16 protein-coding genes and 1 tRNA gene are annotated in these 20372 nt (G+C 62.6%); 9 read left to right on the forward strand and 8 right to left on the reverse strand.

Features of this window, described 5'->3' with window-relative positions; genetic code table 11:
* Together NKH59_RS07110 and NKH59_RS07115 are read right to left on the reverse strand one after the other, a co-directional pair.
* On the reverse strand, positions 1–321 hold the full coding sequence (locus tag NKH59_RS07110; protein WP_352470731.1) for a DUF167 family protein: 321 nt from the start codon (positions 319–321) through the stop codon (positions 1–3).
* Positions 322–334: 13 nt separating this feature from the next.
* Entirely contained in the window at positions 335–625 is a 291-nt protein-coding gene (locus tag NKH59_RS07115) for a YggT family protein (protein WP_023678162.1), read from the reverse strand.
* 165 nt (positions 626–790) lie between these two features.
* On the opposite strand from NKH59_RS07115, the gene NKH59_RS07120 reads away from it, so the two are divergent.
* The 4 genes from NKH59_RS07120 to NKH59_RS07135 all read left to right on the forward strand — a co-directional run bounded on the left by NKH59_RS07120 (position 791) and on the right by NKH59_RS07135 (position 6468).
* Positions 791–866, forward strand: a tRNA-Ala gene (locus NKH59_RS07120).
* 243 nt (positions 867–1109) lie between these two features.
* A complete protein-coding gene (locus tag NKH59_RS07125; RefSeq protein ID WP_352767469.1) occupies positions 1110–1568 on the forward strand; it encodes a hypothetical protein in 459 nt (152 codons plus the stop codon).
* Positions 1569–1688: 120 nt separating this feature from the next.
* Positions 1689–4901, forward strand: a complete 3213-nt coding sequence (locus NKH59_RS07130; RefSeq protein ID WP_353021405.1) for an AfsR/SARP family transcriptional regulator — start codon at positions 1689–1691, stop codon at positions 4899–4901.
* Between the two features lie 229 nt (positions 4902–5130).
* Complete coding sequence (locus NKH59_RS07135) at positions 5131–6468, forward strand: LGFP repeat-containing protein (RefSeq protein ID WP_352540887.1); 1338 nt, start codon at positions 5131–5133, stop codon at positions 6466–6468.
* A gap of 379 nt (positions 6469–6847) precedes the next feature.
* Here NKH59_RS07135 and NKH59_RS07140 read toward each other — a convergent pair whose 3' ends face one another.
* The 4 genes from NKH59_RS07140 to NKH59_RS07155 form a co-directional block, all read right to left on the reverse strand.
* Positions 6848–8902, reverse strand: a complete 2055-nt coding sequence (locus tag NKH59_RS07140; protein WP_352767472.1) for a M3 family metallopeptidase — start codon at positions 8900–8902, stop codon at positions 6848–6850.
* An 89-nt stretch (positions 8903–8991) separates the two neighbouring features.
* Entirely contained in the window at positions 8992–9402 is a 411-nt protein-coding gene (locus NKH59_RS07145; RefSeq protein ID WP_352470724.1) for a nuclear transport factor 2 family protein, read from the reverse strand.
* 10 nt (positions 9403–9412) lie between these two features.
* Positions 9413–10057, reverse strand: coding sequence for a carbonic anhydrase (locus NKH59_RS07150; protein WP_352451260.1), 645 nt, complete (start codon positions 10055–10057; stop codon positions 9413–9415).
* A gap of 194 nt (positions 10058–10251) precedes the next feature.
* Positions 10252–10788 (reverse strand): TetR/AcrR family transcriptional regulator, encoded by a 537-nt coding sequence (locus tag NKH59_RS07155; protein ID WP_352683701.1) that lies wholly within the window; start codon positions 10786–10788, stop codon positions 10252–10254.
* A 149-nt stretch (positions 10789–10937) separates the two neighbouring features.
* Here NKH59_RS07155 and NKH59_RS07160 point away from each other — a divergent pair, with 149 nt between their 5' ends.
* Together NKH59_RS07160 and NKH59_RS07165 are read left to right on the forward strand one after the other, a co-directional pair.
* A complete protein-coding gene (locus tag NKH59_RS07160) occupies positions 10938–12215 on the forward strand; it encodes an efflux RND transporter periplasmic adaptor subunit (protein ID WP_502908680.1) in 1278 nt (425 codons plus the stop codon).
* Positions 12212–15298 (forward strand): efflux RND transporter permease subunit, encoded by a 3087-nt coding sequence (locus tag NKH59_RS07165; protein WP_352817433.1) that lies wholly within the window; start codon positions 12212–12214, stop codon positions 15296–15298. Before NKH59_RS07160 ends, NKH59_RS07165 begins: the two co-directional genes overlap by 4 nt.
* A 48-nt stretch (positions 15299–15346) precedes the next feature.
* On the opposite strand, the gene NKH59_RS07170 is transcribed toward NKH59_RS07165, so the two are convergent.
* Positions 15347–15811: a L,D-transpeptidase gene (locus NKH59_RS07170; RefSeq protein WP_352470721.1), complete on the reverse strand. Its 465-nt coding sequence runs from the start codon at positions 15809–15811 to the stop codon at positions 15347–15349.
* A gap of 600 nt (positions 15812–16411) precedes the next feature.
* Here NKH59_RS07170 and NKH59_RS07175 point away from each other — a divergent pair.
* On the forward strand, positions 16412–16579 hold the full coding sequence (locus NKH59_RS07175; protein ID WP_023721318.1) for a hypothetical protein: 168 nt from the start codon (positions 16412–16414) through the stop codon (positions 16577–16579).
* A 76-nt stretch (positions 16580–16655) separates the two neighbouring features.
* On the opposite strand, the gene NKH59_RS07180 is transcribed toward NKH59_RS07175, so the two are convergent.
* Positions 16656–17342 (reverse strand): response regulator transcription factor, encoded by a 687-nt coding sequence (locus tag NKH59_RS07180; RefSeq protein ID WP_292663715.1) that lies wholly within the window; start codon positions 17340–17342, stop codon positions 16656–16658.
* 46 nt (positions 17343–17388) lie between these two features.
* Here NKH59_RS07180 and NKH59_RS07185 point away from each other — a divergent pair, with 46 nt between their 5' ends.
* Positions 17389–18168, forward strand: coding sequence for a response regulator (locus NKH59_RS07185; RefSeq protein ID WP_352470719.1), 780 nt, complete (start codon positions 17389–17391; stop codon positions 18166–18168).
* A gap of 39 nt (positions 18169–18207) precedes the next feature.
* Complete coding sequence (locus tag NKH59_RS07190; RefSeq protein ID WP_353021407.1) at positions 18208–20295, forward strand: PAS domain S-box protein; 2088 nt, start codon at positions 18208–18210, stop codon at positions 20293–20295.
* The last annotated feature ends 77 nt before the right edge of the window (positions 20296–20372 follow it).

Consider the following 20372-nt stretch of genomic DNA (forward strand, 5'->3'; position numbering starts at 1 on the left):
TCATGGCGCAGGTGTGCCCAGCGTATCGATGCGTTTCGCCAGCGCCGCGGGATCGCCAAGCACGCGCAGCGTCTTCAGCCGAGCTGTGCCGCCGGCAGCGATCGAGACGCCCGATGCCGGCACGCCAAGCGCCTTGGCTACCAGCCTTTCCAGCGCTCGATTGGCGGCTCCGTTTTCCGGCACGGCGCGGACGCGAGCCTTCAGATGGCTTCGTCCATCCGCCGATGTTTCGATGCCTTCCAGCCTGTCCATCGCTGATTTCGGCGTCAGCCGGACAAACAGGTCGATGCCGTCGGCGCGCGTGCGGAACGGCGCACTCATCGACGCCCTGGGCTCAGACGACCAGCGAAAGCACGGTGGTGAGCAGGAACTGCCGGATGAAGAACAGGATCAGCAGCAGGATGATCGGCGAGATGTCGATGCCGCCGAGGTCGGGCATGAAGCGGCGGATCGGCCGCAGCGCCGGCTCGGTCAGCCGATAGAGCATGTTGCTGATGGTGTCGACGAACTGGTTGCGGGAGTTGACGACGTTGAAGGCGTAGAGCCAGGAAAATATCGCCGAGGCGATGATGATCCACCAGTAAAGGTCAAGCGCCATGACAATGGTCTGAATGAGGGCGATCATGCCGGTCTCCGATTGTTGCCGACATGTAGCCACTGTAGGTGAAAGCGGCAAGAGCCGCCTTCTGCCGCATGGGCGAGGGCGCACGAACGGCCGAGCGGCATTTCGGCAGCAAGCGCAGCCTTGACAGGAAACCGCAGCGGCCGATAAAAGCCCCATCCGCTGGACGGGGCTGTAGCTCAGCTGGGAGAGCGCGTCGTTCGCAATGACGAGGTCAGGAGTTCGATCCTCCTCAGCTCCACCAGCGGATTTTGTCGGACCCTTTGCCTGGATGAATTCCAAGGAAATCCTCCTTGGATTCGCGGCGTCTCTCAGACGAAGCTCGCGAACGCATTGCAGGCCTCTGCCGGCTTGGCACTTATCGTTGCCGGGTGGATTCACATCGGCGACGTAAAGACCCTCTACACCAGTAGCGTATGCGGCCTATTGCCACTGCGCCTCGTCCTTGCCAGACTTGGTCCGTCTTCAAAACCGAGGGGAATTCACCATGACCAGCACGACAAGGCGTGATTTTGTAGGTCTTACAGGAATGGCAGCGACTACCCTGGCCGGTGCTGTTGCAACACGAGCTACCGCTGCGGAAAGCGACGTATCGCCATCGTTCGATGAGGTTCTTCAAGAGTACAATCAAAACAACACAGAAAGGACTAGATCAAAGCTGGCGATCTATGTGGTGCTTTCTCACCTGCACGCCAGTCTCGAGGAGGAATTTAGCGACCTTGGGCTAGAGCTGCCTTTAGGGAAAAAGGCCTTGCCATCGAACCTGCCGGCCAATTTCGCCGACGCGCAGGTTGCACCCCTTCCTTGGCTCTTCAAGCCCTCGGAAGTTACCGACCACGAACGAAACGGCTATGCGACGATTGCAATGCGAATGAACGCAGTGATGGCAAGACACACCGCCGACGTAAGTGTCGGGGTTTCGCATATCATGTCGCACAAGGGATAACCGCGACCTTGCCGGCGAGAACGGCACGTCAGGCGAGCACAACGCCGGCCGGCGATTTGTTGTTGCGGGCGAACCGATTACCTGTTTTGGCGAGGCGACTGCGCTGCGAGAGTCCTCACAATGGATAAATACTTCCGGGACGCGCCGCGCGAGATAGCAAAGCTCTCGGCACCCCGGCCAGTGGGAATTGTCAGCCGTCCGCGCGTAGTGGCGCTGCTTTCGCAGGCCCTCGACAGCGGTGCATGCTGGCTGGCGGCGCCTGGTGGATACGGCAAGACGACCGCGGTGATCGACTTTCTGGAACACGGCGGGCTGGAACAAGGCGGCCTGAAGCAAGGCGAATCGGCGTACAAGTGGTATCGGGTCGACACCGAGGACCAGGACGTTGCGCGCCTTTTCCACTATCTGACGCTGTCGCTCGACGGCAGGCATGCCGGCATGCCGGTCTTTGGTCCGGAATATGCCGACAATTCCGACGATTTCGCGCGGCTGTTCTTCCGCACCTATTTCTCGCGGCTTGATCCGGGCACGATCCTGGTCCTCGACGATCTGCATCGTGCCGATGCGCCAGGCTTTCGCCGGACGCTGGCGATCCTGTTGCGCGAACGCCCCAACACTGTCCGCTGCATCTGCACATCGCGGATGCTGCCTGAGGGCGACGTCGCCGACCTCGTGCTGTCGGGACAGTTGCCGGTGCTCAACCAAACGCTGCTGGAGTTTTCGCCTGGGGAGGCTCGCAACCTCGTCACCGCCCGCTCGCAATCGCCGTCCGAGGTCGGCGACATTTCGGAGGCGCGCGGCTGGGCGGTGGGCCTTCTCCTGCTGGCCAACGCCGGAATGTACTACCCGCTTTCGCAGACCGGCCTTGCCGGGGGCGCCGGCCTTCGGGAGATTGTCGGACGTTATTTCCTGCGCGACATCGCGCCGGAGGACCAGGATCTGCTTATCAGGCTCAACGTTCTGCCGGAGATCAGCACGGAGCTTGCCGATGCGTTTCTGGGCTCGCCGCAGGCTGCTCGCCTGCTGGTGCGGCTGCAGCATCGCCAGCTGCTGATCACGCGCGACGGTCCGGGCGGCGCCGCCTTCCAGCTGCATGACTTGTTGCGCGAATACCTTGCCGGCCTACTGGACCGGCGCGTGACGGAAGCGGACCGTTCCAGGCTGCGCGAGCAGGCAGCAAAGGTCCTGCACGAGGCAGACAAAACCGACGCGGCAATCGTGCTGGCGTTGCAGGCGGGCGCCTGGCCGCTGGCACGCCAGCTCATTCTGGAGTGCGCTAACGGCGTTCTCACGCAAGGGCGCAGGGCCAGCTTCGTCGAATGGTGCAACAGGCTGCCCCCCGAGCAGATGGACGGGTGGGTCCATTATTGGCTGGGCGTCGCCTTCGCAGCGGACGATGGTATGGCCGAACCGCACTTCTCCAAGGCATGGCAAGCATTCGAGAACACCGACATGCGCGGCCAATGCCTGACGGTCGCGCGAGCGGTCGTAGTCAAGACCGCCAGTTGGCGTACGCATGAGGGGCTGGCGGATTGGACGCGCCGAGCCTCACAGCTTCTTGCCAGGGGATTGCCGGAGTTGGATCCGGAGGAACTCATGATGGTCAGGCTCGGCATCCTGCGGGCCGTCGATTTCGCCGAACCTGGCGAATTCGACGCCCATGACGCGAAGCGCCTCGTGAATGATATCCAGCAGCGCCTGACACATCTGCCGATCGAGGATTCGGTCGAGTTGCGCCTGCTGGCAAGCGAAGCGCTCATCGACTACGCGACCTCGTCGGGGCAGCGCGACATTTTTGCCAATGCCGTGGACAGCGTTGCCGCCGATCTCGAACATCCGGATATCCCGCCGCTGGTGCTCGGCATGTGGCTGGTGTCCTTTGGCTCGGCCAGCGGCCGTTACTTCCCCTATTCGCGGCGCGGTTTTGTCTATGCCTCGGCCGAGGATGCGTTGCGACGCGCAACGGCGATAGGCGAGCAGCACGCCTTACGGGGCGTCGAGTTCAGCGCGCTCTATCAGCTTCAATTGCTGATGAAGCTTCACAACAGGTTCTCGGAATTCAATGCGCTCGTCTCCCGGCTGGGCGAGATCGCGGACAGCAGGTTCACAACCCAGGTCGCTGTAGTCGCCGACTGCCACGCGGCGATGCACACGCGCAACGGCGACTTCGTCAAGGCTTATCTCGACTGCGATGCCTTCATGGATGCGATCGAGCGGGCGAATGAGCCGATGATCGAACGCTGGCCGCATTACGTCACCAAATACCAGGTCCTGCTGGCCGATCGGCGTCCAGCGGAGGCCATTGCGCTACTCCAGGAGATCGTCGAAAGGCTGAGCGGCGGCCCTCGCCAGCGGGTCGAACTCAACATTCTGGCCGCTCGGGCCCTGGAGCAGAAGTGGAAAGGCGGCGCGTCCTATGGCACTCGTCTGGCTGAATTCATGGAGGTGTTGCGCCAGGTCAACCCCTCCGCAATCCTGCTCAACCTGCCGGACCTATTGGCCGATCTGGTCGCCGATGCGCTGGAGCGAAAGATCGACGTCGATCTCTGCCGCCGCGTCGTTCGGGCGCGATATCTGGTCCCGCCCGCTGGCCGACCCGTCCAGTGGCCTTGGCCGCTCAGGATCCACTTGATGGGAGGCTTCCGCCTCGAGATCGATGGTGCCGAGGTCGCGCCCGGTGCCAAACCTACCCGCGCTCTCGACATATTGCGCATTATCTGCCTGTCGAGGGATCAGGTCTGTTCGGTGGAAACCCTGCAGGATTGGCTCTGGCCCGACCTCGACGGCGACCAGGCCAAAGCGGCCTTGGAGCAGGCGCTGCATCGTCTGCGCAAATTGCTCGGGCAAGGCGAGCTCGTAACGCTGAGAGAGGGCCGTTTGCGGCTCGCTGCCGACAAGGTCTGGATCGATCTGCAGGATTGGGAAGACCGGCTGAAACCCGTTCTGTCGGGCCAAAGAGACAGCGCAATCGAGGAGCAGGAGAGACTGCTGGAAGGCTTTGTCGGCCCGCTTTTCTCGAATGGCCCGACGCCCGCCTGGTCGAACGCCGCGGCCGACCGGGTGCGGGACGGGTTGGTCGAGCTTGCCGTGCGGGTCGCCAAACACTGGCAGAGCCAAGGCAACGCAGATCGGGCACGCCAGGCGTGCCGGCGTGCGCTCGATTTCTACCCGGAATCGGCCAAACTCCATGGCACGCTCATCCAGGAGAGCCTCTCCAGAAACGACCATGCCGGCGCCATCGAGGATTACCGGCGCTATGAACGCGCGCTCGCTTCGACCGGCGATGACGAGCCCTCGCCTTTGCTGCGTTCGCTCGTGCGCCCGTTTCTCTAGACCGGTCATCGTTTCACCGAAACGCCGAACCGCTCTATCTCTTTATTTTTATTTTTGCGCAATTCCGGACGGAAAACCGTTCCACACTTTTCCTGGAATTGCTCTGGCGCAGCTCGGAACTCTGTAAGCCGTCCGTAAGTCGCGGTCTGGGAACCTCGGCTCGTCGATCAAAACCGATCGCCGGAGGCCTGAAGCCCCCGATACCAACACTCACAGGAAGGAAAAGGTCATGCCGTATACTGCCAGAGCAACTTCGAGAGTGCGTGCCGGTACCATCCGGGCTGGAGCCACAAGACTTTCCGACCAGCTCAGGATCGGGCCTTGGTCGCTCCTCTCGCCCGAAGCTGTCATACAGCAAAAGTACAACTCCCTTGGAGGCGCCGGCTTCGCCGAGATCGACAGGAAGGACACTGGAAAAGCCTGGTATCTCAAGAACGGCTCATGCATTTGTTACAACGATGCCATGCACGACGCCTTTGAGATCCATGGCGAAATCTACAGGAAGTGGATTGCGCTTGGCGGTCTCGCGTGGGGCATTCCCTGCACCGACGAAACCGGAACTCCCGACGGCGTCGGCCGATACAATCACTTCAACAACAATACCGCTTCGATCTACTGGACACCGAATACCGGTGCTCAAGCGATTTGGGGGGCAATTCGCGGCAAATGGGCAGCAATGGGCTGGGAGCGCTCGGTTCTCGGCTATCCGGTCACCGACGAAACCGGAACTCCCGACGGCGTCGGGCGCTACAACCATTTTGCCAATGCCGGCTCGATCTACTGGACACCGAACACAGGAGCCAACGTGGTGTACGGTGACATCCGCAAGAAGTGGGAGAGCCTGGGCTGGGAACAGTCATATCTGGGATATCCCACGACCGACGAGACCGAATTTGCCGATGGTGGCCGTGCCAATCTGTTTGAAAACGGCGGCATATACTGGTGGCCCGACACCGGCGCGATCGACCTTCGAGATGTCGTCGTCCACTATACCGGCCTCCATTGCTTCGGCGAGACCGACTGGGATCAGGGATCGAGTGCGGACGAACCCTATGTCATCGTCAGCGTGACAACGCCGCAGATCGCCGACACCAAGCGCAGCCAGGTCTATGGCGACGTCGATGCCGGAGATACAAGACCCGACCTTATGGAAATCTATCGAGGCAAGCCTTACGGCATCAATATCGGCACGGTGCTGATGGAAAACGATTTTGGCGACCCCAACAAATACAAGGACGAGGTGCAGAAGATCGTCATGGGCGTCCATACGGCGGGCACGCTCGCTTTGGGCCTCATTCCGGTGGCAGGACCTATCATTGCCGCGATAGCCGGCCCGGCCCTGGGATCCTTGATGCCATCGATCGGCGGCGCCATCAGCGATCTCTTCGATTGGGGCGATGACAGGATCGGGAGCGCGACAGTAACCATCTCCGCAAAACAGATGGTGTTGCTCGCGGCACGCACGAACAATACCACCTTCAGCGGGATTGGGTTCAAGGTGGAAACGCCCCTGATTTCCGGCGATGGGGCTTCCTACAAAGCCTATTTTGGCTTTGTGCCTGCCTAGGCCAATCGCCCTGGCAAAAAAGCTTGCCGGGACAATCAACTTACCAGCCCCGCCTTCCGTTGGCGGGGCTGCCAGTTCGCGACAGAGAGTTTCCGTAGCGGTCGTCGCAAGGTGCGGTCCGGATGCGGCAGCGGCCGATCAGCATAGCGGGCAAGCTGTCGTTGCCTAACCCCGCACAGCCCGTAGCGCCGCCATGAACGCGGCTCCTTCGGCCGGAACGATGGAGACCGCATTAAGTGCGGTCACCTCAACGACGCGGCCGCAGCCAACGAGGCCGAACGGGACCGGCGGAAACCGGATCAGGCGGTGCGCAACCCGCCGCCATGACAGCCGAGATCAATCAGGATGGAAAGAGAACGGTGACAAGAGCGGGCATGCATCACACCAGCCCGCGCTTGGCCATCATCGCTTCCGGGGAAGGCATCTTGCCGCGGAAGGCGGTGTAGAGTTCTTCCGGGTCCTTTGAACCGCCGGCGGCGTAGATGTTCTTGCGCAGCCGCTCGGCCAGCGCCGGATTGAAGGGATCGCCTGTTTCCTCGAAGGCGGCGAACGCGTCGGCGTCGAGCACTTCCGACCACATGTAGGAGTAATAGCCGGCAGAATAGCCATCGCCGGCGAAGATATGGCCGAAATGCGGGGTGCGGTGACGCATGGCAATGGTGTCAGGCATGTCGAGCTTTTCGAGCGTCTCGGCTTCGAAACGAAGCGCCTGTTCCGGTGCATCCGGCCGGGCGTGGTAGGCCATGTCGACCAACGCCGAGGCGGTGAACTCGACGGTGGCGAAGCCGGCGCCGAAGGTGCGTGCCGCCAGCATCTTGTCGACCAGCGCCTTTGGCATCGGCTTGCCGGTCTTAATATGCAGCGCATGCTTTTCCAGCACCGCCGGCACCGTCAGCCAGTGTTCATAGAGCTGCGACGGCAGCTCGACGAAATCGCGGCTGACCGAGGTGCCAGCGACCGATGGCCAGGTAACGTCGGTCAGCATGCCGTGCAGCGCGTGACCGAATTCGTGGAACAGGGTCTTGGCCTCGTCGACCGACAGCAAGGCTGCCTCGCCGGCCGGCGGCTTGGCGAAATTCATGATGTTGTAGATGACCGGCTTGGAGCCAGGACCAAGCTTGTAGCCGGATTTCAGCGCGCTCATCCATGCGCCGGAGCGCTTCGAGGGTCGCGCGAAATAATCGGCGAGGAACAGGCCGCGCTCGCTGCCGTCGGCATTCTTCACCACGAAAACACGGGCGTCCGGATGCCAGGTGGCAATGCCCTTCTTTTCTTCGAAAGAAATGCCGAACAATCGTGTTGCCACGTCGAAACAGGCGTCGATGATGCGGTCTAGCTGCAGATACGGCTTCAGCTCGGCCTCGTCGAAGGCGAATTTCTCTGCGCGCAGCTTCTCCTGATAGAAGCGCCAGTCCCAGGCAGCGAATTTCTCGTTGCTGCCGGCCTCGGCCGCCAGCCGCTGCAATTCGGCCTGGTCGCTTGCGGCCTTTTCCACCGCCTTTTCCCAGACCGGATCGAGCAGCGCGTGCACCGCCTCCGGCGTCTTGGCCATGGTATCGTCGAGCTTCAATGCGGCATAGGAAGGATAGCCGAGCAGCTTCGCCTTCTCGGCGCGCAGGCGCAGCATGTCGCGCACCACTTCCGTGTTGTCGGTAGCGCCGCCATTCTGGCCTCGCATGATGAAGGCGCGGAACGCTGTCTCGCGCAGGTCGCGGCGTTCTGAGAAGGTCGAGAACGGCTCGTAGATCGAACGCGACAAAGTGACGGCGTAGTGGCCCTTCTGGCCGCGCATCTCGGCGGCTTCCGCCATCGAGCTTTTCAGGAATTCCGGCAGGCCGGCAAGATCGGCCTCGTCGAGGAACAGCGCCCAGTCGCGCTCGTCGGCAAGCACGTTCTGGCCGAAATTGGTGCCGAGCGACGACAATTCCTCGTTGATCGAGGCGAGCCGCTTCTTGCCTTCGGCGTCGAGCCTGGCGCCGGAGCGGACGAAGTTTTTCCAGGTCTTTTCCAGTACGCGCAGCGTTTCGGCATCGAGCTTCAGAGTCTCGCGGCGTTGATAGAGATCGTCGATGCGGGCAAAGAGGCGCTCGTTCATCGAGATCGCCGAGAAATGCCGCGACATCTTCGGCGAAATGTCGCGCTCCAGCGCCTGGATTGCCTCGTTGGTGTGGGCGCCAGCGCGGCACCAGAAGATCGACGAGACATGGTCGAGAGCCTCGCCGGCGAGTTCGAGCGCGGCAAGTGTATTGTCGATGGTCGGCGTCCCGGTGTTGCCGGCAATCGCCTCGATCTCGGCCTCATGCGCCTTCAGGGCCGCGTCGAAGACCGGAGAAAAATCGCCGTCGCCGATGCGCGTGAAATCGGGCAGGCCGAGCGGCCCTTGCCATGCGGTCAGCGGATGGGCGGCGAGGTCGACGGTGGACGGCATGGGCAAACTTTCGCTGAGTGGCGGGAGAAGCGGATCGTCACCGATGTAAGGCGCCGGCCGGTTGCGCGCAACAGCGGGTCCCGTTCATGGTTCCGTCAGTAGCCGTCGCAGTTTTCGGCGATCGCGGCTTGCGAACTGGCGGTGATCTGGTCGTTGGCGACTGCAAAGGTCTCCTGCATCAGCATGTCGTTGCTGGGAAAATCATAGCAGGCGATCACAGTGGTGACGCCGCCCTCCGTCTTCTCGATCCGGTGGCGGATTTCGGCCCCGGCGACGGCGCCCTGCCACTCGGCGATCGAGGCGATGAATTCCTGCTTGCTTTGCACGACGCCGAGGTCGTCGAGCTTGATGCGGACGTTGTCGGCGAGCAGGTCCGACAATTCGGTGCGGTCGGCGATCAGTAGTGCCGAATACCAGCGGTCGATGATCGCGCTATCATCGGCGCGGGCGACAGTTATCGGGCACAGCAGTGCCGCCGCCGCGAACGCGATCCGAGCTCGCACCATGCCTCGTCTCCTACTCCGTCTCCGGCCGCTCGAAATCGCCGGTTTCCTTGTTCATCACCCAAAGCTCGCCGGTCGAAATATCGAACCAGGCACCGTGCAGCGACAGTCGCCCCTTGCCTTCGAGGATCGAAACACAAGGGAAGGTACGCAGATTGGCGATGGAATACCGGATCGAGATGCGCTCCAGCGCCGTCTGGCGCTCGGTCGCGGTCATGAAGGTGCTGGACGATACGGTCTCGGCCGCGGGCGCGATCAGGCTCATCCACTTGCCGATGAAATCGCCCGGCGACAAGGGTGCGGCCGTGGTGTCGAGTGCCGCGCGGATGCCGCCGCAGCGGCCGTGGCCCATCACCACGATGTTCTTGACCTTGAGGCTCTGCACGGCAAATTCGAGCGCCGCCGATGTCGAGTGGAACTGATCGTCTGGCGCATAGGGTGGCACCAGATTGCCGACATTGCGCAGCACGAACAGCTCGCCCGGCCCGGCATCGAAGATCGCTTCGGGCGCGGCCCGCGAATCGCAGCAGGCGACGATCATCGTTTCCGGTGCCTGGCCCTCTCGCGCCAGCGAGCGATAACGGCCGCTTTCGGTGAGATAGCGGCCGCTCATGAAACTGCGGTAGCCGGTGAGAAGATGCTCGGGAAGATGGGGCATGGGCAGCGGTGGGAGCCTTTCCGGGTTGAAGGCAGCTCGGTTCAATCCCGAAAGGCTCTAGCGCATCGGCCCGAAAATCGGAACCGATTTTCGGAAAGCGGGATGGCGTGGTTTCGACGTGCCAGCCCGTGTTTTGACACGGGTGAACGAACGCCGCCATTAATCGGCCTCAGAACCGCAGATTGGCGGTTCGACTATTCCGCGATGTCCAGCAGGGTCGATATCAGCAGCCGGCGCTCTTCGGCGGAGAGAATGTCCGAATCGAACAGGTTCATGCTGCGAAGCCCTTCGATGGCGAGATAGCAGACCAGTAGCGCTTTGAGGTTCGGCGTCTCCTGCTTCAGCCGCTCGAACAGCTGCCGCCTGAACGATTTTATCGGCGTCAGGAAATCGGGATCCTCGGCAATCGCCGAAAATATCCAGGATGCCGACGGTTTCGATTCCTCGGCATGCTCGGCCGACAGCTTGATGTAAGTTGCAAGCGGGCTTTCGCCGTTGACGCCGGCCGTGCGGGCGGACTCCAGGGCCTGCTCGAAGGCGCGCAGGTAATCCTCCACCAGCGCCTGCATCAATTTCGCCTTGGTCGGGAAATTGTAGAGAAGACCGCCCTTCGACACGCCGGCACGGCTGGCGACCGCATCCAGCGACAGGCTGCCAGGACCCGTCTCGCGCGCCACGGCGGCGGCGGCGGCGAGGATCTTCTCGCGCGAATTTGCTCTGCGGGCCTTCATCAAGCGTTCCCCATTCATTAGCTTAGGCGGAATTGACAAGACCGTCCAGACGGTACAGTAAGATCGCCGTCATTTGAAATTGGGACCAGGCACAGGTATGTGTTCCGGTCATCCGACCGTTATGCTGGGCCGTGGCCGAGGGACTGTTCGTGATCAAGCGCTTCATCATCGCCTTCATTCTGCTCGTGCTGGTGTGCGGCGGCATCGTCGGCTTCAACCTGTTTCGCGACAATGCGATCAAACAGTTCTTCGCCACCATGAAGCCGCCGGCCGCGACCGTGTCGACGGTCATCGTCAAACCGATGTCCTGGACGCCCGGCATCGAGGCGATCGGCACTGTCAGTGCCGTACGCGGCGTCGACCTGACGGTCGAAACCGCGGGCATCGTCAAGGACATCCTGTTCCATGCCAATCAAAAGGTCGCCGCCAACGCCGTGCTGCTGCAGCTCGACGATGAAGTCGAGCGAGCCGACCTCGTCGCATCGAAGGCGCAAGCCACCTCCGACCAGACGACGCTGATGCGCGCACTTGAGCTGCAGAAGCGCGGGGTGGGCACCGATGCTACGCTCGACACGGCGCAGGCAGCAGCGTCGGTCTCCGCCGCGCAGGTGAACAAGCTGCAAGCGGTGCTCGACCAAAAGCAGTTGACGGCCCCCTTCAAGGGTACCGTCGGTATTCCGAAAATCGACCTTGGCCAGTATCTCACACCCGGCACCGCCGTGGTGACCTTGCAGGACATGGATACGATGCGTGTCGATTTCACCGTGCCGGAGCAGCAGCTTCCGCAGCTGAAGATCGGACAGACGGTGCGGTTGGGCGTCGGCGGCGGCGACATGCCGTTCACCGGCAGCATCCGCGGCATCGATCCGAAGATCGACCCGACCAGCCGGCTGGTGACCGTGAGGGCGGAGGTCGGCAATCCCGAAGGCAAGCTGACGCCCGGCCAGTTCGTCCAGGTGCGCGTCGAACTGCCCGAGGAGAACGACGTGCTGGCGCTGCCGCAGACAGCGCTGACTTCCAGCCTGTACGGCGACTTCGTCTTCGTGGTGCGGCCGGCCAAATCCGCCGAAGCCAACGGCGCGGCACCCGAGGCAAAGCCGGAAGACAAGCCGGCTGCAGATGCTGCCAAGCCCGCGGCCGAAGCACCCGCGGCAAAACCCGACGAAAAGCCGGCTGCTACCCCAGCCAAACCGGCAGAGGAAGCCAAGCCGGCAGCGGAAGAACAGAAGCCGCAGCTCGTGCTCGCCCAGGTGTTCGTCAAGCCAGGCCGCCGCAACGCCGGCCTGGTCGAGATCCTGGAGGGCATCGCGCCCGGCGACCAAGTCGTTACCGCCGGCCAGAACCGGCTCTCCAACGGCATGTCCGTTGCCGTCGACAACACGATCGATCCGAGCAAGCCGGGGAACCAGCAGGCAGCCCAGCAATGAGCTTTTCCGACCTCTTCATCCGCCGCCCGGTCCTTTCGACCGTGCTTGCCTGCATGATCCTGCTTCTGGGTTTTCAGGGCATCTTCAACCTTTCGATCCGGCAGTATCCAGAGGTTGAAGAAACGGCCATCACCATCACCACTGCCTATCCCGGCGCCAGCGCCGACCTGATCCAGGGGTTCATTTCCGCGCCGATCGCGCGTGCCGTCGCGTCGACCGAAAACATCGATTATGTCACGTCGGCGAGCCGGCCGTCATCCAGCACCGTGACAGTGCAGATGAAACTCGGCTCCGACCCCGACGTGGCGCTGAACGAAGTCTTGTCGAAGGTGCAGAGCGTGCGCGGCGATCTGCCGGACGAAACCAAAGACCCGGTGATCGTCAAGGGCACCGGCCAGCAGTTCGCGATGATGTACATCTCGATGCAGAACCCGAACATGACGCCGGAACAGCTCACCGAATATATCGAGCGCGTCGTGCGGCCGCGTATCTCGACGGTCGAAGGCGTCGCCGACGTGCAGATCTTCGGCGCAGCCGAATATTCGATGCGGGTCTGGATCGACCCGATCAAACTGGCGGCGCGCGGCGTGACGGCGGCGGAAGTGCTGGCCGCCATCAACGAATCGAATTTCCTTTCCGCGCCCGGCGACACCGAAAACGAATATGTGGTTTCTTCGATCACGGTTCGCTCTACGCTGCAGACGCCGGAGGCTTTCGCCGCCCTTCCACTTCGGTCGAAGGACGGCAATGTGGTGAGATTGCGCGACGTGGCCCGCGTCGAACTCGCCGCGGCGAACACCGACACCAGGGTCAGCTTCAACGGCAAGCCCGGCATCTTTCTCGCTATCTTTCCGACGCCGGCCGCCAATCCGCTGACCACCGCGGCGGCAATCCACAAGATTGTGCCGACCATCCAGGAGACGCTGCCGCTCGGCATGACGATGGAGATCGTCTACGATTCCACCGAGCAGATCAGTGCGTCGATCGAGGAGGTGTTCAAGACCATCGGCGAGGCGGTCGCCATCGTCATCGTCGTCATCCTGCTCTTCCTCGGCTCGTTCCGCTCGGTGCTGATGCCGATCGTGACCATTCCGCTGTCGCTGATCGGCGTCTGTTTCCTGCTGTTTTCGGTGGGCTATTCGATCAATCTTTTGTCGCTGCTGGCCATGGTGCTGGCGATCGGACTTGTCGTCGACGATGCCATCGTGGTGGTGGAAAACATCCACCGCCACATGGAGGAAGACGGCTTGTCGCCGATGCAGGCGGCGTTCAACGGCATGCGCGAGATCTCGTCCGCCGTCGTCGCCATGACGATAACATTGGCCGCCGTGTTCGCGCCGCTGGCCTTCACCGGCGGCCTGACAGGGGCACTATTTCGCGAATTCGCGGTGACGCTTGCCGGCTCGGTGGTGCTTTCGGGTGTCGTCGCCCTCACCATCACACCGATGATGTCGGCACGTATCCTGAGGTCCGGCTCGCACAGCCGCTTCCAGCGCATTGTCGACAATACGTTCGGGCGCGTCGAACACATCTATGAGCGGCTCGTCACCGGTTCGTTGAACTATCGCCCGGTGACGCTGATGATCGTCCTCGCGCTGGTCGCCACGACCGGTTTCATGTTCACCAAGACCGCGAGCGAACTGGCGCCGGAAGAGGACCAGGGTTTCCTGCTTTCGCTGGTGACCGCGCCGCGGTACGCGACGTCGGACTATACCGAAACCTACGTCAATCAGATACTCGGCCTGGTCAAGGATCTGCCTGAGACGCGGGCACAGTTCTCGGCGGTCGCCTTCGGTGGTGGCCAGACGAACAGCGCTTTCGTCGGCTTTGCGTTCAAGGACTGGGCTGACCGCACGCGCAACTCGAAGGAAATCCAGCAAGACATTACGGGCCGCCTGAGCAAGGTGGCGGGCGTCGAAGCTTTCGTCTTCGCGCCGCCGACGCTGCCCGGCTCCGGCGGCGGCCTGCCGATAACGATGGTCGTGCGCTCGACCGGCGACGCCTCGCAGGTGTACGAGGCGGCCGAAGACATCAAGAACAAGGCGCAGGCCTCCGGCCGCTTCATCGTCGTGCAGAATTCGATGACCTTCGACGCGCCGCAAGTGACGGTGACGATCGACCGCGACCGCGCCGCCGCGCTCAACCTGCCGATAGCCGACATCGGCCGGACGCTGACGCTCCTGGTCGGTGGCGCCGAAGTGGCGCAATTCGACCGCGAATCCAACAGCTACGACATCATCCCGCAGGTGCCGCAGAGCTTTCGCGACAACCCTGAAAAACTGGGCGAGTATTTCGTGCGCAGCGTATCGGGCGAGATGGTGCCGCTCTCGGCGGTGGTGAAGATCTCGACCAACGCGTCGCCGGCCGCCATCGAGCAGTTCAACCAGCTCAACTCGGCGACGATCTCTGCCTTGCCGCGGCCCGGCATCACCACCGGGGATGGGCTACAGGCGATCGAGGACATTGCCAAGCAAAGCCTGCCCGACACCTTCTTCATCGACTATACCGGTCAATCGCGGCAGGAGAAGGAACAGGGCTACACGATCATCATCGCCTTCGCGGCGGCGGTGCTCGTCATCTATCTGGTGCTGGCGGCGCAATTCGAAAGTTTCCGCGATCCGCTGATCATCATGATGGCGGTGCCGCTGTCGATCTTCGGCGCGATCGTGCCGCTTAATGTCGGGCTCGGCACGCTCAACATCTACACCCAGGTCGGCTTGATCACGCTGATCGGCCTGATCACCAAGCACGGCATCCTTCTGGTCGAGTTCGCCAACCAGCAGCGTGAAATGCACGGCATGCGGCGGCGCGATGCGATCATCGCGTCGGCCAGGGTGCGGCTGCGGCCGATCCTGATGACGACGGCGGCGATGGCGCTCGGCGTGGTGCCGCTGATCATCTCCAGCGGCGCGGGTGCCGCGGCACGCTATTCGATGGGCCTGGTGATCTTCACCGGCATCCTGGTCGGAACCATGTTCACGCTGTTCGTGGTGCCGATGTTCTACACCTTCATCGCCAGCAAGGACCTGCCGCATCACGCCGAAAAGCCGGATCCGAAGCTGATGCCGGTAATGCCGGATTAGGCTGCGCTAATTTCCGGCCTTTTTTGAGAGCGACGAGAGCAGCATCGCTCATTTAACGATGACGATGCTGGTGTTGGCTGGGCCGAAGACCTCGACGAGCTGGTAGAAATCGGCGGCGTTGTCCGGATGCAGACGCACGCAGCCATGCGAGGCTGGCTGGCCGAGGCGCTTGATGGCGCTTGTCGCATGTACGGCGTAGCCGCCGCTGAAGAACACCGAATGCGGCATCGGGGCGTTGTCGTATTTCTTCGAATACCAAATTTCATGCATGCGGGTCGGCTTGAACGAACCGGTCGGCGTGACGTGCGTCCTGTCGCCGGTCGAGACCTTCCAGGCGAATGTCGGCCGGCCGTCGACCAGGATTTCCATGGTCTGCTGTGACAGTGATACCCGCGCGACGATCTTGTTGGCGGCGGCGTGGGCTGCGCCGTTGCCGGCACTGACAAGCAAGGCAGTACCGGTGATGACGGCGGCGGCAATGTTGATGAGCTTGGCGGAAATGGCAGTGTACATGATGTCTCCCCTATTCTGCCGGTCGGGGCCGGCTCAATTCGATGACCGGCTTATCGGGGCGTCATGTTTCAAGCCGATTTCGCTAGATGCTCGTTTGTGTTTCGATTCTGTTTCCCCTGGTTAACAGAAAAGGTCCATGCAAAGCAGCTTGCAGTTGCACGACGTCGTCATGACGGTGGCGTGTTTGCCTAGGCGGATCGGCCAAACCGCGGCACGAATACGCGATTGCCTTTCGTTTGATAGGAATTCACCTGACTCCGAAACCGAGCTGCAACAAAGCGCAGCCTCGGCGGCATGATCCGGATACAGCGAACAGGCAAAGTTGACCTAACGAAAACAGCGGTCAACGAACGATCGGAAGCCAACACTGTTTTCGCTACGGTCTGGATTGGTCTGGACAGTTTCCAGCCTGCGCGTCGACCGGCTCAAGCCCCTCTGGCGGGGGCGGCTTAGGGCCGTTGAGGATGCGCGGCGCCTCCGGCAACTTGCAGCCGAGAGGACCGAAGGCCCGCGCCGCAACGGGGGGCTCCGCTGGCGGCGCGGGCGCTTCGGGGGTTCCCCTGAAGTGCCCGTAAATTCCAATTTTGAGGAACGAACAGGATGAAAACGAAATTCGCCGCTTCGGTGCTTTCCGCGCTGCTTTACGTCCAGGGGCTGCTCGGCATTGCCGGCCTCGCCACCGTGCTGCTGAAGGAACGTGCCCATGCCGGCGAGGTCAGCACGAACAGTGACATGCCGTCCGGCCCGTCGCTTCTCGTGGTGCGCTGAAGAGCATCGGACCCCAAGGTGGAAACCGGTTTTGGGAAAATCCGATGCTCAAGACAAAAGGGTGGCCGTCCTGCCTTCAATCGGCGAATTGCGTCGGCGGATCGAACCGGTAGCCCGCACCCCGTATGGTGGTGATGGTTTCGGTATCGAGCTTGCGGCGCAGCCGCACGATGCGCGAATCGATCGACCGATCGAAGGCTTCGGCATTTTCGGCGGGCGCGGCGGCGATGATGTCGTCCCGCGTCAGCACCTTGCGCGGGCTGGCCAGGAACAGCCTGAGCAGCGCCACCTGCCCGGGGGACAGCTGTTCTTCCGTGCCCGAGCGGTGCATGACGATGGCCGATCGGAGATCGACGGTCGCGTTCTCCAGCACGATCAGTTCCCCGGCGCTCCTGCCGCGCCGAGCCAGAAGGCCGCCGACGCGAGCGGCAAGCTCCCTGACATTGAGCGGGCTTTCGACGACGTCGGCGGCGCCGAGTTCGAGCGCCAGAACCTTGTCGACCAGATCGGCCGGGCGGCAGATCAGGATGAAATCCGGTCCACCTTCGCCGCCATGTCGCCTGAGCAGGTCGCGCCCCTCCGCCTGGCTGACGCTGTCGCCGACAACCACGACATCGATACCCTTTTCCGAAAGCAGCGATTCGGCCTCCCACGGCTGTCGCGCCGCGCGGACGTCATGACCGCGCCGCTCGAGATGATCGGCGAGATCGGTCGCAATTACTTCAGCGACGGAAACAAGCGCGATAACGGATCGTGCAGCCATGTTTTTCTACCCCGCATACGGCAACCCAAGAAGAGTGCTGGACATCATGTTTATACCCAATCTACTTTCCACTGAAAGCGGGAGCGAAAGCATCGTGCGGGCACGAATTGTCATCGTCGAGGACGAGCCCGATCTGAGGGATGCGGTCGCCGAGTATCTCGGCGCCAGCGGCTATGATGTGGCCACGGCCGAAAGTGCGGCGGCGGCGCGCGACCTTTTGGAAACCCAGTCCTTCCATCTGGCCATTCTCGACATCGCCATGCCGGGCGAGGACGGCCTGTCGCTCGGCCGCTGGATGCGGTCGAAAATGCCGATCGGCATCATCTATGCGACGGCCGCCGGTACCGCGCTCGACCGCATCGTCGGACTGGAGCTCGGCGCTGACGATTACATCGTCAAGCCTTACGAATTGCGCGAAGTGCTGGCCAGGGTGCGCAGCGTGCTGCGTCGCGTTCCTGAGCCGACCGAGCCACAAAAGGCCAAGGCTGAGACATCCGGCGGCCGCCGGTCCGTGAGCTTCGGACCCTTTCACGCCGATCTCGACGGCAGGCTCGTCACCGGCGCCAACGGTGCGGTCATCGACATGGCCAAGAGCGAGTTCGACGTCCTGGAGGTGTTCCTGACGCGCGCCAACCGGCTGTTGACGCGGGCAGCGATCTCCGAGGCGATCGGTTTCGTCGAGGATCCGGAATCGTCCCGCGCGGTCGACATCCGCATCATGCGGCTGAGAAAGAAGATCGAAGCGGACCCGGCCAACCCGAAATTCCTGCGCACGGTGCGCGGCGAAGGCTATATCTTCTCGCTGCCGGCCGGTGAAAATAACTGAGGCCTGGCGGCTTGAGCAAGCCAAGGCCAGGAAATGACCATGACGGCTGAAACAGCACGCGCGGACACGCAGGGCGCCAGGCAGGGCGCGGCGATGGTGGCCGTGCATGTGGTTCGCCGGCTGCGCGAAGCCGGCGATTGGCAGCGCGAGATGGAAGGTATCCTCCAGACGCTTTGCGAAGCCATGGATTGTCACCGCGGCATCCTGTTTCGCCTGCGCGAACTGCCCGGCCAGGGTTTCGCCCAGTCGGTCGCCGCTTATTGGATCGCCCCCCGGTTTGGCGGCGAACTGGCATCGCCTACCGTCATCGTGCAGTCGGTCGTCGATTCGGACCCATTGCTGGAACGGCTGGCGGAGGACGAGCGCCAAGGCAAGATATTCGCCGGGCACACACGCGATCTCGAAGGCTTTCTGCGGACCGATTTCGAAAAGCAGAACATCAAGTCGTTCCTGTCGGTGTCGGTCTTTTCGCACGGCAATTTGTGGGGCACGCTGGCGGTCAACGACTGCGTCAACGAACGCGAATGGACCGACCAGGAAGAGGCGGCGCTGCACATGGTGGCACTCGCCATCGGCGATGCCATCGAACGATCGCCCTCCGACGCGCATGCCAGCGACGTCATTCGCCGCACCATGCTGCAGGCCTCGCTCGACGCCATCATCGTCATCGACGAGACCGGCTCGATCATCGAATTCAATCCGGCCGCCGAGAAGATGTTCGGCTATCGGCGCAGCGATATCCTCGGCAAGGACCTGCTCGACACGGTCGTGCCGGAATATTACCGCAAGGGCTATGCGTCCGGCGCCGAATATATGTCGGGCCGCGGCGCGCCGATGGTCGGCCAGCGGCTCGAAACGGTCACCCAGAACGCCGCCGGCGAGGTTTTTCCGATCGAGCTGACGGCAACCGAGATGCGGGTCGCCGATCGCCAGCTGATCTTCGGCTCTATCCGCGACCTGCGCGACAGATTGCGCGCCGAGGAGGAAATCAACCGCCAGCGCGAAAAACTGCACCAGAACGAGAAGATGGCGGCGATGGGCTCGCTGCTTGCCGGCGTTTCGCACGAGCTCAACAACCCGCTGGCCGTGGTCGTCGCCCAGTCGACGCTGCTGCATGAATTTGCCGCCGATTCGCAGACCAAGGTGCGCGCCGAAAAGGTGCGCGCCGCTGCCGAGCGCTGCGGCCGTATCGTCAAGAGCTTCCTGTCGATGGTCCGCCTGCACCCGGCCGCACAGGCCGAAACCGACCTCAACCAGGTGATCCGCGCCGCACTCGAAGTGACCGCCTATGGCGCACGGTCGAGCGGCATCATCATCGACACCGATTTCGCCAGCGGCCCGCTGCTGGCCATGGCAGATGCCGACCACGTGACGCAGGTGGCCGCCAACTTCCTCATCAACAGCCAGCACGCCTTGGCCGGCGTTGCCGGCGACCGCCGGATCAAGGTCCGGACGTTTCGCAGCGACCGCGGCAATCCCGGATTCTCGGTCGAGGACAACGGACCAGGCGTGCCGGAAGCGATACGCTCACGCATATTCGAATCCTATTTCACCACCAAGCCGGTCGGTGTCGGTACCGGCATCGGCCTGTCGATCTCGAAATCGATCATCGAGCGGCACAATGGCAATATCTGGTTCGAGGAGGTTTCGCCGAGAGGTGTGCGTTTTGTCGTGCAGCTGCCGGCGATCGCTGCTGGCGCGGCCGCCGCTAGCGACAGTCCGTCGCGGTCGAGCGGCTTGCGTCACGCGCTGATCATAGACGATGAGCCGGATGTCGCGGCGTCGCTGTCCGACATTCTGGAGTTGATGGGCATCAAGTCGCGGATCGTGCCGGCCTGGGTCTCGGCCGCCGCGACGCTGAGCGGCCATGTCCCGCCGGACATCGTGTTTTCTGATTTGCGCATGCCCGGCACCAGCGGCATAGCCGCCTATCGCGAGCTACTCGCCGAAATGCCGGGTCTGGCGCGGCGCTTCGTGCTTGTCACCGGCGATCTGATCGGCGCGAAAGGCGAGATCGAGGCGCTGCCGGCGCCGCAGCGGCCGCCAATCCTCGAAAAACCGTTCAGCACGCTGGATGTGCGCGGCGTGCTCTCGGCCATTGCCGAGCAGGCCGGTCTGGGCGGCTAACTCCGCGATCTCTCGCGGAAGAAAAAGGCTCCCGGCCGACATTGCGGCGGGAGCCTGACTGGAGTGCTGGAGGGCGC

The sequence above is a fragment of the Mesorhizobium sp. M0998 genome (genome assembly GCF_040318885.1).
Classification (GTDB): domain Bacteria; phylum Pseudomonadota; class Alphaproteobacteria; order Rhizobiales; family Rhizobiaceae; genus Mesorhizobium.